Source organism: Tolypothrix sp. PCC 7712, assembly GCF_025860405.1.
Lineage (GTDB): Bacteria > Cyanobacteriota > Cyanobacteriia > Cyanobacteriales > Nostocaceae > Aulosira > Aulosira diplosiphon.
The window spans coordinates 6,258,730-6,271,855 of sequence record NZ_CP063785.1; the positions used below are offsets into that span (position 1 = coordinate 6,258,730).

Here is a 13,126-nt window from a genome sequence, read left to right on the forward strand (position 1 = left end):
ATCCAATGCTACAAGTATTTATCAAGGATACAAAATCGATAGCAATAAAATTGTTAATTGAAGATAGTAAGAGAAATCAACATAAACAGCAGGTAATTATAGTTTTACGTATTTTTTATCCTATAATTTAGGATTTTCAGTTTTAATTCATATTTCATTATCCGAGGTGTATGTCAGAATATTGGAACATGTTTTTTAGTTCAGGCCCATTTATCCCACATGGGCATTGCTATCTCTGGCAAACTGATTTAGTTTTGCTACATATAATTTCTGACGCACTCATAGCTCTAGCTTATTACTCTATTCCTGCGACACTCTTCTACTTCGTCCGCAAACGAGAAGACTTGCCTTTTCATTGGATTTTTCTATTATTTAGTGGATTTATCGTAGCTTGTGGCACTACTCACTTGATGGAAATTTGGACGCTTTGGCATCCAACTTATTGGCTATCAGGATTGATTAAAGCCTTAACTGCCACAATATCTTTATTTACAGCCTTACAACTTGTACCTTTAGTTCCCCAAGCATTAGCGCTTCCTAGCCCAGCTCAATTAGAACAAGCTAATCAAAAATTACAAATACAAATAACAGAGCGTTTAAGCATCGAAGCTCAATTAAGAACATATCAGAATGATTTAGAGCAATTAGTTGCTGCTCGCACTAATGAAATTACCAAAACCAACGAGCAATTACAGCTAGAAATTGCTGAACGCCAGCGTATTTTAGAAATTTTACGGCAAAGTGAAGAGCGTTACCGTTACTTAGCTGAAGCCATTCCTCAACTCGTTTGGACAACTAATTCTCAAGGTGAATGCGATTATTTTAATCAAAAATGGTATGAATATACGGGGCTAACTTTTGAAGAGTCTTTAGGTTCGGGTTGGGTAACAGCATTACATCCAGATGACGTACAAAATGCTTACGAAGTGTGGATAAATGCTGTCAACAGTGGCACCTTATATGAAAATGAATACCGCTTTAAACGAGCATCTGATGATACTTATCGCTGGCAACTAGCTAGAGGTTTACCCCTGAAAGATGAACAAGGTGTTGTCGTAAAATGGTTTGGTACTTGTACAGACATTCAAGAACAAAAACAAATACAACAAGAACGTGCCCAGTTGCTGGAATTGGAACAAGCAGCAAGAACAAAAGCTGAAACAGCTAATCGAATTAAAGATGAATTTCTAGCTATACTTTCTCATGAATTACGAACTCCTATAAATACCATTCTTGGTTGGTCTAGGTTATTACAAAGTGGCAGATTAGCACCAGAAAAAATATCTCCAGCCTTGGAAACAATCGAACGTAATGCCAAGTTACAGACGCAATTAATTGAAGACTTACTGGATGTTTCGAGCATTTTGCAAGGTAAACTCACATTGCAAACTCAGAGCCTTCATTTAGAATCTATTGTCTTATCTGCAATAGATACTATAACTTTAGCTGCACAAACTAAATCGATTCAGGTAAATACCATTTTTGTACCAAATGTAGGGCCTGTTTTGGGTGATTCTACCCGCTTGCAACAAGTTGTTTGGAATCTGCTTTCCAACGCTGTCAAATTTACTCCCCCAGGGGGAAAGGTAGAAGTGCAATTAAACCAAGTAGATGGCTATGCTCAAATCATAGTTAGCGATACAGGTAAAGGAATTAATGCAGAGTTTTTACCTTATGCTTTTGATTACTTCCGCCAAGCCGATAGCAGTTCTACCAGAAAATTTGGTGGATTAGGTTTAGGACTAGCTATTGTCCGTAATATAGTCGAGATACATGGTGGTACAGTCACAGCAGCCAGTCCTGGTAACGATTTAGGGGCGACATTCACTGTTTGCTTACCGCTAATCCAAGACAGAAATCTAGCTTTATTTAATGAACAAAATAACTCTTTGTCATTAATTAGTAACTCTTTGTCTCTATCTGGGGTACAAATTCTGCTTGTAGAAGATGATGCAGATTCACGAGATTTTTTAGCTTTTGTATTACAACAAGATGGGGCTGAAGTAATTTCAGTATCTTCCGCATTAGCTGCTTTGCAAGTTCTCGAACAGACAAAGCCAGATGTGTTAATTAGCGATATTGGAATGCCTGAAATGGATGGTTATACTCTATTACGTCAGATCAGGGCTAGGACAGCAGAAGCAGGAGGACAAATTGCTGCGGTAAGCAAAGCCATACCAAAGGCGATCGCACTCACAGCTTTCGCTAGTAGTCAAGATAAACAGCAAGCACTGCAAGCAGGATTTCAGATGCATTTATCTAAACCCATTAACCCAGAAGAATTAGTTGCAGGGATTATTAAACTTATGGAAAATCGGGACTAGTATCGCCGTGGAGTCAAAAGTTGCAACAGACGCGATTAATAGCGTCTCTACTCAAAAGTAAGCTGTAACACATCAGCAATTCTGGGAAAGCTTTCGTCATCTCAGCATTAATACAGCGTATTGTATGTAAATTAAATTTATGTAGTAGTTTGATTGTCGTTAATTAAACGGGTTATTTCTGATATTAATATAGTAGGTTCTACAGGTTTATTAACATAGCTTTGAAACCCCGATGCCAGAGCAAGACTGCGGCTTTCGTCGGAACTAAGGGCAGTTAGCGCTATAGCTGGTATTTCTCTTTGTTCGGGAAGCGTGCTCTTTCTAATTTTACGAATTAACGAATAACCATCAAATTCCGGCATAGCAATGTCAGAAATTAAGATGTCAAATTTAGATTCTGCAATTGTCTCTAGAGCTTGTGTAACTGATGTTGCTGTTGTGACTTGAAATCCTTGATTTTCTAAAATAAATGTAGTGAGAAAAAGGCTATCTTCATTATCATCTACTAATAAAACTCGCAAGTTATCTAAAGATGGAAAGTTTTTTGTGTCTTTTTGAGGATGCGATTCCTCTGTATTTTTTGTCATGATCACATGTGCCTCCCTAGTTGCCCTAATCAATTACGGAGGAACTCTCCCGATATAGTTAAGACATAACTGTATCGGGAGAATCTATCAACAAGCTACCACAACATTACGCTTCTTTAACTTGCGAAAATATTTATGTGTTAGCCATCATAGGTAAGACAATAGGGTTATTTATGCGAGGATGCATAAAAAAAGAGCGCTGCCTACGGTAGTAAACTACGCTCTTTTATACCACTGCATTTAAGGTAATCAATCAAAAATCAAAAAGGCGGGTGCGGGAATTGAACCCGCTATCCCCAGAATGGTGGAGATACAACCGATAACCCTAAGTTCTTCGGCCTCAAAAGGCAAGTTGCGAACCAGGATAACCCGCCATGAAGTATGAGGGTTGAAGAATAAAGGATGAAAATTTTTGGATTTTACCCTTTATTCTTTATGCTTGACCCTTTTTACAGTTCGCCTGTAGCTAGCATCTGGATGATGCGAGGTGTTCCAGGGTCGAACCCTGCTAAATCCCAAGAAAGAGGATCTTGAGGATCTACTAAGGTAATGTTGTAAGGTGCAAGGGTGACATACACTGCCTTAGCATTAGGGTTCACCTTCTGGCGATACTGCGCCAAGGCTTGACTGGGATGTTTATGACCAGCCCATGATTCATTGTCAGTCCAAAAGCAAACTACATCTGCTTTGAACTTGTTCTGAATCATCCAGTCGTAAGCCACAGAAGCATCTGTACCACCAAAGTTTTGATTGCTCGCTTTGCGAATTGCAGAACTAAAAGTATCTTTGGCTGTGATACCTAGTTCTCTAAATTCGGTTGCAAAGCCGCGAATCATGTAGTTTTTCTCAGCTTTGGCTGTTACTAGCGCCATTGTAGTAGCGATTTCACAGCAGCTTAAACCCACTGAATCCACCACACCCCAAGACATCGAGCCAGAAACATCCACAGCGTGCATGAAAACTTTGCCTGTGGGTTGCACAACATCAAAAGATAGTTCCAGTGATTTTTCTAAGATGTCTACAATTCGCGGAACTGGTTCCCAAGTTTTCTGGCTGCGTCCTAATCTACCACCAGATTGATAGGTTTTGAGAGCTTTCAAAACATCAATCGGATGTATGCGACCTTTACGCAGATGTTCTTGATTGTTGAGAACTGCTTCTACTCGCAGAATATTGGCACTTTCATCAGCTCGCAACACGCCCAGTTCTGTCAAAGAACCAAGGTTACGCAGCATTGCACCGATGGGCATTTCTTGGAAAAGTAGCTGCCAAGCTTGTTTATCCATTTTACCCACAGGTGCAGCCATTTCGTGGGTAAGACGACCTTGTGCGATCGCAGTGTGGGTTTCGCTCGGGTTGCGTTTTAACCACTCATACCACCAAATCTGCGCTAAGGCTTCTGAGGGGATATCTGCTGGTAAATCTTCCCAACCTTTCACTACCCACTCAAATAGTTCTCGGTGAGTTTCTGTAGGTGGTTTGACGTGGAACAATCGCAATGCATCTCTGTGAGAGAAGCCTTGACGCTGTTGATATTTCAAAAGTTGATAAGCCAAACCTTTGACATCTTCTCGCGATAGCCAAGTTTTACCCGCTTCGCGCACCACCTTACCAAATCCCCGCAGAGATTTAGTATAGTTCAGCCATTCATAGAAGTGGCTACCAGTGCGGACAACTTGCCCAAAGATTTCAGCAAATGCCTTTTTCGCTTCTGGTGTTTCACCCATCGATAGCAAGACTAAAGCCAAGATAGGCGCACTGTTATTGATGGCGCGTCCATCGCTAGCATAGAGAATTTCTTCTGCAACCCGCCCAGGATTTTCTGCTACAGCTTGCTTAACAACATTTACAAAATCTTCTGTTAGTTCCTGTTTGCCAGCATAGTAAGTGCTTTTTGCTGTCCCAATCAATAGACAACGGCGCAACATTTTCCAAATACCCGCCTCAAACATATACCCGCCGGAACGACCCTTAACCATCTCTGCTTCCCGTCCGGTGATAGGCTGAGTTTGTGGTGTATTTGCTTTCTTTTTAGTAAAAAAATTATAATTCATAGCTTTAACTCCCGGCCCTTACGGGCAAAAATAAAAGGTGGCAGGGCAGGACTCGAACCTGCGACATCCCGCTTGGAAGGCGATAACCCTCATTCTTCGGCCTTTACAGGCAAGGGGTGAACAAGGATGTTTTAGGCGCTCTACCACTGAGCTACCTGCCACATGAAGAATTTTAGATTTTAGATTTTGGATTTTAGATTGGAGATTTGAAATTAAATATCCAATTAATTGGAATTTTGGCGGGTGAGGTAGGATTTGAACCTACAACCGATGAATTAACGATAACCCTCGACTCGTCGGCCTTTTCAGGCAAGGTTGTGAACCAAGGACTATGGGTGATTAACCCGTTCATTGCTCTATCCAGTTGAGCTACACACCCACGTAACAATTCAAAATTCAAAATTAAGTTTAGGGGTGGCGGAGCAGGATTTGAACCTGCAAAACCTTGCGGCTGCTAGATTACGATAACCCTCAACTCTTCGGCCCTTTCAGGCAAGGTGATAAATTAAGGTTTTTTGTCAAGTGCGTTTACCAATTTCGCCATCCGCCACATGAAAAGTTATGAGTTGTGAGTGCTGAGTTCTGAGTAAAAAATTTAAACCTCAGCACTTAGTACTAAATTTTGGGTGGCGGGGCAGGAATCGAACCTGCGACCTCTCGAACCCAATCGATAACCCTCATTCGTCGGCCTTTGCAGGCAAGGGGTGAAAAAGGATGTTTAGCGCTCTACCACTGAGCCACCCGCCACATGAACAGTTATGAGTTGTGAGTTCTGAGTACCGAGTGAAAAATTCAAAACTCAGGACTCAGGACTCAGCACTAATTTTGGTGTAGCGGAGCAGGATTTTCACTTGCACCTCCAGAATTGCAATCAAGGATGTTTTCTGTTATTTGCGGTAACCCTCGATATATCGGCCCTTGCGGGCAAGGTGGGCGCTCTGGTATTTGAGCTATCCGCTACGGTTAAAAGCTTACTCCTTTTAGAACATCGCCTTGTATTCTCAATGTAGTACGTGTAATACAGAGTGTCAAGTGTTTATTTTGAGAATTGGGTGTTCGTCGAATAAAAGTATTATTTAATACCCAAATTTATAATTTTTGCCTGTGGCAAGACTTTGGCAAAAATAGATTTTCCTGGCAAAAGCTTTGCAATCAGGGCGATTCAAGCTCAAATTTTTGCTGAATATTGTGGCTATGTACAGTGTATAAGAATCACTGATGTTATATTTTTCCAACAAATTTGCCAAAAGATACAAAAAAATGTCACAATTTTTGCCAAGATAATAGTTATTTATTTCCTAACAATTCACTTGGCGGCCATGAGCATGAGTGAAAACACATTAGAAGGCAACGGGAAGGCTTTTCTCGTTCTGCTTTTGCCGATTTCGTTTCTGATTATTTTCCTGGTTTCCACCTGGAAAATTTTGCTGGCTTTCATGCTAGTGATTTTTGCTTTCAATACTTGGCAGCGCATTCAATGGCAAAAATGGTGTCAGCAAGTTAATCCTATTTTCAATCGCCTGATTCTGGAAACTCAGGGTAAAGTCACACCAATGGACTTGGCAATCAAGGGTAATTTTTCTGGCTCTCAAGCTAAACGCTACCTTGATACTAAAGCCAACGAATTTGGTGCCAGTATTCTGAATTCTGAAGATGAAAGTCCGGTTTATTACTTTATTAATGCCACCATCTTGGGAAGCATACTCGAAAGTAGTGAACCGCCGGTAAAAGAACTTCCTCCAAAACCAGTTGTCCAAACTGCTCAAATGCTACTGGAACCACCACCAGCGCAGGAACAGCAGGAGGAAGAAACAGAGGATGAATTATTGCCACCAGCCACCCATGAAGAGCCAACAATACCATTGGAAAAACAATTAGTGTTTGGTTCTCTGATTCAATCAGAACTAGCTAAACGTCTCAATGTTTATTCCAGTACCGTATATAAACGGAGAAATGATCCTGATTTTCCAGAATGGAGCCGCAGCCGCGATCCTGATGGTATTGCCTGGTCATTTTCCCGAAAATCCAAAGAGTTTTTCCCCTTGGAAGATCAGGCTTAAAGCTCAAAACTCTCTCCTATTTTGCCAGGCTTTTGCCAAGACAAAATAATCAACAATCAGTCAACAGTGAACATTGAGGATTTTTGCATTTGTTAGTCAAATACCCTCATTTCTCCCAATCTTAAGTTTGAGTTGAGGTATTCATCCCAACTCAAACTTTGAGAACTGATTCGAGAATAACTGTTGTTAATTTTTCACTTTTGCTTCTAAACCTATAGCTGCATTGATGGAAGTTAATCCGCTTTGTTCTAATTTAGAAAGTAATCCTTGAAGAATGCGGCGTACCATCAATGGCCCCTCATAAATCCAGCCTGTGTAAACTTGAATTAGGCTAGCGCCAGCAGTAATTTTTTCCCAAGCATCTTCAGGGGTAAAGATGCCACCAACGCCGATTATGGGCAATTTTCCTTGGGTTTGTTGCCAAATAAAACGAATAACTTCAGTGGAGCGATCGCATAATGGTGCGCCACTAATTCCACCAGCTTCTTCAGTTACAGGGTTGCCAGTTTTTTCAATGATTTGAGTTTTCAGGATATCTCGGCGGATAGTCGTGTTAGTGGCAATTAACCCCGCTAATTGATATGTACTGGCTAAGGTAATAATATCGGCGATCGCTTCCCATTCTAAATCTGGCGCTATCTTGACAAATAGCGGCTTTTGTGTTTTATTCTCTTGTTGTAATAAATCTAGGATTGCGCCGAGCATGGTTGCATCTTGGAGCGATCGCAAACCAGGGGTATTTGGAGAAGATACATTGACTACAAAATAGTCTCCCAAGTCTTTGAGCAAACGAAAACTATTGAGATAATCGTTGGCAGATGCTTCTAGGGGTGTTACCTTGGACTTGCCTAAATTAATACCTATGGGGATATGCAAGTTGAGTTCTTGTTGCCCTTGTGTTAGCCTAGCCGCCATTGCTGCGGCACCATCATTATTAAAGCCCATCCGGTTAAGAACAGCTTTGTCTGATGGTAAGCGAAACAAGCGGGGACGAGGATTTCCAGGTTGGGGAACAAATGTTACAGTTCCCAATTCAGCAAAACCAAAGCCAAAACTTGACCAAATATTGGCAGCTATGCCATTCTTATCAAACCCTGCTGCTAAACCCAGAGGGTTGGGAAAGTGGAGACCAAATAGAGTTTGTTCTAAACGTGGATCTTGTAGGCACAATGACTGCGTCAGAACATGATTAACCAATTTAGCAGGTTGGCGATCGTTGGTTTGAGAAAGCCAATCGAGAGTGTGAACAGTCTGTTCATGTAGCCACTCCGGATCTGTTTTCAACAGATTAAACAAGAGTGGACGAAGTGCTAGTTGATAAATATCCATTCAATTGAGGGTTGCGAGGAAAAATAGGATTTGAGATTTCAACAGAAAATAACTTTCCGCATTCTCCTATCTATTTTTAGCTGCTATTTTTAAACGCAACTGAGTTTCAGGGTGCTTTTCTGGGCATTTTATATATTAAAGCAATGTTGACTAATAATCAGATGGGGCCGCCAGAAAAACCTACAGCTGCTGAAAAACAGATTTTTTCCTTGGGGCGAGTCCTGCAACAACTCCGGGAAGAAAATCATCTTGAAAATCTGATTGAAATTACTCTTTCTTATATTAAAGAGCATTTTGCCTACGAAGTAGTGTGGATTGCGCTTTACGATCGCCTAAATCATAGATTGTTTGGTAAAGGCGGGATTCTACCAACTAGAGATGGTAATTTTTTATATCAAAAGCTAGCTCTTAGCCCTGGAGATTTATTAGAGCAAGTAGTAATTGAACAGCGTCCCTTGGGTATAGCTGATTTACAAGGTGAAAATCGCTCCCAAACATTGCAAGAAATAGCTAAAAAATTCCACATTCAAGGCACAGTGATTTTACCACTGCGGTATCGAGACCACTGCATGGGTGTGGTATTGCTAGGTTCTAAAAAATGGGGTTACTTATTATCTGGAGAAGCTCAAGCTAGACTATTAATTGTTTTAGCCGAACTAGGGGCAGTACTTTATCAATATGAGATGGATTTGCAGCAACAGCAAACCAAACACGCGGAAAAGCCGCTATTGCAATTGCTGGAAAGTTTACGCCTGCTCGGTAACCTAGAACAAAGGCTAGAAGCAGTAGTAGAAGCCACCCAAGAATTTGTCTCCCCTTCCCGTACGAGTATTTACTGGTTTGAGAGAGAAGGACGCTACTTTTGGTGTCGGATGAGCAATCAAGTTTCTCCCAGCAGTCGCAATTTTTCTCCCCAACAACCAGCAGTCAAAATTCCCATTCAAGACTTGAGCGAATTTTATTATGCTTTATCGGTCAACCAAATTGTCTGGATTGGTGAATCCCGCAGTTCCCTAAATACGCATTTTACAGGCAAGTTACTGCAACGCCTGCGAGTGCGATCGCTTTTGGCTGCTCCCATTATTTGCTACAAGGATTTGCTAGGCTTTCTAGCAGTAGAAGGTAATCAAGCTCGGATTTGGACAGATGCAGACAAAAATTTTGTCCAAGGTGCGGCGGGATTAATTTCGCTACTGGCTCCTACTGAAAGTATGGAAACCACCATCAAACAAATTCAAGAGGATGCTCAATTAACTAGCCAAATTGCCCAAGCTATTTATAGCGAACATGACCTTCATGAAACTTTACGCATTTGCGCTCAAAGAGTTTTAGATAGGCTCGCTACTAGCCGCTTTTTATTGTTGCGCTATGACCCCGACCAAAATCATTATCAAATTGTTCACCAAAGCCAACAGCAAAATCGCCGACCTTTAAAATTTACCCTGCAAGCCCTCAAAGACTTAGACAGACAACTATTGCAACGGGCAACGGAAGCAGTAGAAATTGAAAATTTAGACGAAGATTTGCGCTTTTTTAATTGGCGACCCTTCTTAAGCGAAAATGACATACATTCTCTGTTAATTTGCAACTGCGCTCAAGGTAATTCACCCACAGCAATTGTGTTGATTGCTCATGAAAGCCATCGCACTTGGACAACTTTAGAAAAACAACTACTCTGGAGCATTAGCCAACAAATAGGTGTAATTATCCGCCAGTGGCAGCTACAAGATAATAACGAGCAGCAAAAAACAATTTTACAAAGCTTTCAGCAATCCTTGCTGATTTTGGCACAAACCCAAAGTCAAACAGCCGAGGTAGAAGAAAATCATTTAGAACGTACAGCCCTACAACATATCGCATCTGTTCTCGGTTGTCCGCTAGCAATTATGCTATCTTGGTCTGCTGGCAAGGAGCGAGTAGAAATTATTCCTGGGGTAATTAATGAAGGATTTGAGATTGTTGTTGATGCACCTGTCTTCCTTCAAAGTGAAGCTGTGATTCAGTGGGCTTTGGCCCAAGCAGCTCACCTCAGCGTTACCATAGATGATTTACCTGCACAAACGAGAAGATGGTTAAACGGGCCTGATATTGGACAAATCTTAGTGATGGTTTTGCGGACTACAGATGCTTATCAACCTACAAGTGTAGTGTTATTAGCAGACCATCACGAGCGTTATTGGTCACAGCAAAGCTTGAGTGCAGCGGAAACTCTTGTTTATCAATTAGCTTGGTTCCATCGGCAAAAACGCATCAGCCAAATTTTAGATTCTAAAAACCAAGACTTAAACCAACTCAATTGGTATAAGCATAGTCGTTTAGAAGAAATCCAAAGAGCTGCTACCCTGTTAATTTCCCAACTCAATGATTTAGGGACTCCGGCTCAGGAAATGACGCAAATTCGCTCTAAGCCAATATTTAGGCAGTTTGAGCAGACAACAGCCTCAATTACGGAACTGCTAAAACTTGAACAATGGCAATTGCAGATTAAATGGGAAACCATGCCCATAGCTAGTTTGTTAAAGCGTGCAATGGAAAGAATAGAGAATTTACGCCAACAACACAAGCTATGGATAGGTGTACATGGTTTGGGACAATCAGATACAAATCAGGATGCAACTAAAAATACTGGAGATTTTAACAGTATTCAAAATTCCGTAAATTTATCTGCAATGGCGATCGCTGGTGATATTGCCAAAATCGAAATGGTGCTGCATGAATTGTTGGTTGCAGCCTGTAACCGTAGTGCATCTGGCAGCAGAATTGATATTTGGTGTCGCCGCGTAGATCAACGCACCTTAGATATCTCGATTACAGATAACGGCGAGATTGACGCGCAACTATTAGCAGAACTCAATCAAGATATCCCCAAGGATTTGTTGGCTATTTCTTCCCTAGATCAACCACCAGGTTTACATCTACTCATCTGTAAAAATGTCATGCAACAACTACAAGGAGAATTGCACATTTATCAATTAGATGATCATCGAGTAGTCAGTCGGTTATTGTTGCCTTTAGTGGTTCATTGAGTGGGATTGGGGATTGGGGACTGAGATTTTCCACCAAAACAGATCAAAGCTTTTTCTAGATCCCCGACTTCTTGAAGAAGTCGGGGATCTGAATGACCTTCTGCAAACTCCATATCTATCAATGTTATTTTTTACCACAGTAATTAGCCTTAAATACTAAGTTAGTATAATCACGTAACTTCTAGAATAAATCTGTGAGGGGTATGACCCACAAATTTGCAGACTTTTTGCTAATAGGCAATCTCCCCACATACCGAGATTTTTCTCAGTCTCTATATTTAGGAAGGTAGGCAAAATCTTACTCTAGAGGGACATTAACGGCTGATTAAGAGCCGCAAAATCTGCCAATTGTTTTCAATCTCCCCGTTGGATGACTATAAATAACCCTATAGGGGGATTAACCCCACATTTGTTCGCAAAAAGTATCCCCCCGTTGTAACAATTTGGTTATAATAATTTTCCATCGCGATCGCAATTTTTCTCTCATCTGCACAGTATTAATATGGGGCGTACAAGTTCTAAATCTGACCTACCTACAAAAATCTGTCCGGTATGCGAACGTCCCTTTAGCTGGCGTAAGAAATGGCAAGATTGCTGGGACGAAGTGAAATACTGTTCAGAACGTTGCCGCCGTCGGCGTTCTAACGTTAAAAATCAAACTGACTCAAACTAAAACCACCCAGACGCAAATAGCGCAAATAATATATGAAGTTACAGGTGCAGCCAAAATTAATTATTCATGGAGGGGCTGGAAGTTCACTACACGGGAAAGGTGGAGTGGAGGCGGTGCGCCAAGCGCTGTATACAGTGGTGGAGGAAGTCTATTCTCTGCTAATTTCTGGAGCCAGCGCTGCTGAAGCGGTAGTGCAAGGATGCCAATTATTGGAAGATAACCCCCGCTTTAATGCTGGTACTGGTTCGGTGTTGCAATCTGATGGTCAAATCCGCATGAGTGCTTCTCTCATGGATGGGACATTAGGACGCTTTAGTGGTGTTATTAATATTTCACGGGTGAAGAACCCAATTCAGTTGGCACAATTTCTCCAAACCTCACCCGATAGAGTACTTTCAGATTACGGTTCCGCAGAACTGGCGCGGGAGTTGCAGATTCCTAGCTACAACGCTTTAACGGATTTGCGCTTGCAGGAATGGATACAGGAGCGTCAGGATAATTTCAAAAGTACAATGGCTGGGGTGGTAGCAGAACCGGAACTAGTGGAAACCAGCAATGCCGGACGCGGTACGATAGGCGTTGTTGCTTTAGATACCTATGGCAAAATAGCTGCTGGCACATCTACAGGCGGTAAGGGGTTTGAGCGGATTGGTAGAGTCAGTGATTCTGCGATGCCTGCGGGTAATTATGCTACTACAAAAGCAGGTGTCAGTTGTACTGGAATTGGGGAAGACATTATTGATGAATGCCTAGCCGCCAAAATTGTAGTACGTGTAACTGACGGTATGTCGCTCAAAGAAGCAATGCAACGCTCATTTGCAGAAGCACATAATAATCAGCGGGATTTGGGTGCGATCGCACTTGATGCCACAGGTGCGATCGCTTGGGGTAAAACCAGCCAAGTATTACTCGCTGCCTACCATGACGGTCAAAGAATTGGCGATACCTTAGAACTTCCCATAGCTACAAATGTTGGCTGTATTGTTAGTCCAGAGTAATTAAAATTCGGCACAAAAATTGCATAACCCCAGGGGTGTGGGAGATATATAACTTGTGAAGCTCTGCTAGTGATA

Annotated in this window: 8 protein-coding genes and 4 tRNA genes; 5 read left to right on the top strand and 7 right to left on the bottom strand. The window is 41.6% G+C overall.

What is annotated here, in order from left to right; genetic code table 11:
* Positions 1 to 170: 170 nt before the first annotated feature.
* On the top strand, positions 171 to 2,324 hold the full coding sequence (locus HGR01_RS25630; protein WP_045871267.1) for an ATP-binding protein: 2,154 nt from the start codon (positions 171 to 173) through the stop codon (positions 2,322 to 2,324).
* A 137-nt stretch (positions 2,325 to 2,461) separates the two neighbouring features.
* On the opposite strand, the gene HGR01_RS25635 is transcribed toward HGR01_RS25630, so the two are convergent.
* From HGR01_RS25635 to HGR01_RS25660, 6 genes are all read right to left on the bottom strand, one after another.
* A complete protein-coding gene (locus tag HGR01_RS25635; RefSeq protein ID WP_045871266.1) occupies positions 2,462 to 2,911 on the bottom strand; it encodes a response regulator in 450 nt (149 codons plus the stop codon).
* Positions 2,912 to 3,360: 449 nt separating this feature from the next.
* Positions 3,361 to 4,965, bottom strand: a complete 1,605-nt coding sequence (locus HGR01_RS25640) for a TROVE domain-containing protein (RefSeq protein ID WP_045871265.1) — start codon at positions 4,963 to 4,965, stop codon at positions 3,361 to 3,363.
* Between the two features lie 37 nt (positions 4,966 to 5,002).
* Positions 5,003 to 5,126 (bottom strand) — tRNA-OTHER (locus tag HGR01_RS25645).
* A gap of 76 nt (positions 5,127 to 5,202) precedes the next feature.
* Positions 5,203 to 5,344, bottom strand: a tRNA-OTHER gene (locus tag HGR01_RS25650).
* A gap of 35 nt (positions 5,345 to 5,379) precedes the next feature.
* Positions 5,380 to 5,515 (bottom strand) — tRNA-OTHER (locus tag HGR01_RS25655).
* A gap of 73 nt (positions 5,516 to 5,588) precedes the next feature.
* Positions 5,589 to 5,712: transfer RNA gene (locus HGR01_RS25660), tRNA-OTHER, on the bottom strand.
* Positions 5,713 to 6,290: 578 nt separating this feature from the next.
* Between HGR01_RS25660 and HGR01_RS25665 the strand changes: the two genes are divergently transcribed.
* Positions 6,291 to 7,025, top strand: a complete 735-nt coding sequence (locus HGR01_RS25665; RefSeq protein ID WP_045871377.1) for a hypothetical protein — start codon at positions 6,291 to 6,293, stop codon at positions 7,023 to 7,025.
* A gap of 186 nt (positions 7,026 to 7,211) precedes the next feature.
* Here the strand turns inward: HGR01_RS25665 and HGR01_RS25670 are convergent, their stop codons facing one another.
* Positions 7,212 to 8,354 (bottom strand): quinone-dependent dihydroorotate dehydrogenase, encoded by a 1,143-nt coding sequence (locus HGR01_RS25670; protein ID WP_045871264.1) that lies wholly within the window; start codon positions 8,352 to 8,354, stop codon positions 7,212 to 7,214.
* A gap of 143 nt (positions 8,355 to 8,497) precedes the next feature.
* On the opposite strand from HGR01_RS25670, the gene HGR01_RS25675 reads away from it, so the two are divergent.
* The 3 genes from HGR01_RS25675 to HGR01_RS25685 all read left to right on the top strand — a co-directional run bounded on the left by HGR01_RS25675 (position 8,498) and on the right by HGR01_RS25685 (position 13,051).
* A complete protein-coding gene (locus HGR01_RS25675; RefSeq protein ID WP_228045350.1) occupies positions 8,498 to 11,380 on the top strand; it encodes a GAF domain-containing protein in 2,883 nt (960 codons plus the stop codon).
* Between the two features lie 502 nt (positions 11,381 to 11,882).
* Entirely contained in the window at positions 11,883 to 12,053 is a 171-nt protein-coding gene (locus tag HGR01_RS25680; protein ID WP_071989422.1) for a DUF2256 domain-containing protein, read from the top strand.
* 32 nt (positions 12,054 to 12,085) lie between these two features.
* Positions 12,086 to 13,051 (top strand): isoaspartyl peptidase/L-asparaginase, encoded by a 966-nt coding sequence (locus HGR01_RS25685; RefSeq protein ID WP_045871262.1) that lies wholly within the window; start codon positions 12,086 to 12,088, stop codon positions 13,049 to 13,051.
* The last annotated feature ends 75 nt before the right edge of the window (positions 13,052 to 13,126 follow it).

Coding starts and splice junctions, on each gene's coding strand:
- HGR01_RS25630 (WP_045871267.1), top strand. CDS start 171: ATGTCAGAATATTGGAACATGTTTTTTAGTTCAGGCCCATTTATCCCA.
- HGR01_RS25635 (WP_045871266.1), bottom strand. CDS start 2,911: ATGACAAAAAATACAGAGGAATCGCATCCTCAAAAAGACACAAAAAAC.
- HGR01_RS25640 (WP_045871265.1), bottom strand. CDS start 4,965: ATGAATTATAATTTTTTTACTAAAAAGAAAGCAAATACACCACAAACT.
- HGR01_RS25665 (WP_045871377.1), top strand. CDS start 6,291: ATGAGTGAAAACACATTAGAAGGCAACGGGAAGGCTTTTCTCGTTCTG.
- HGR01_RS25670 (WP_045871264.1), bottom strand. CDS start 8,354: ATGGATATTTATCAACTAGCACTTCGTCCACTCTTGTTTAATCTGTTG.
- HGR01_RS25675 (WP_228045350.1), top strand. CDS start 8,498: ATGTTGACTAATAATCAGATGGGGCCGCCAGAAAAACCTACAGCTGCT.
- HGR01_RS25680 (WP_071989422.1), top strand. CDS start 11,883: ATGGGGCGTACAAGTTCTAAATCTGACCTACCTACAAAAATCTGTCCG.
- HGR01_RS25685 (WP_045871262.1), top strand. CDS start 12,086: ATGAAGTTACAGGTGCAGCCAAAATTAATTATTCATGGAGGGGCTGGA.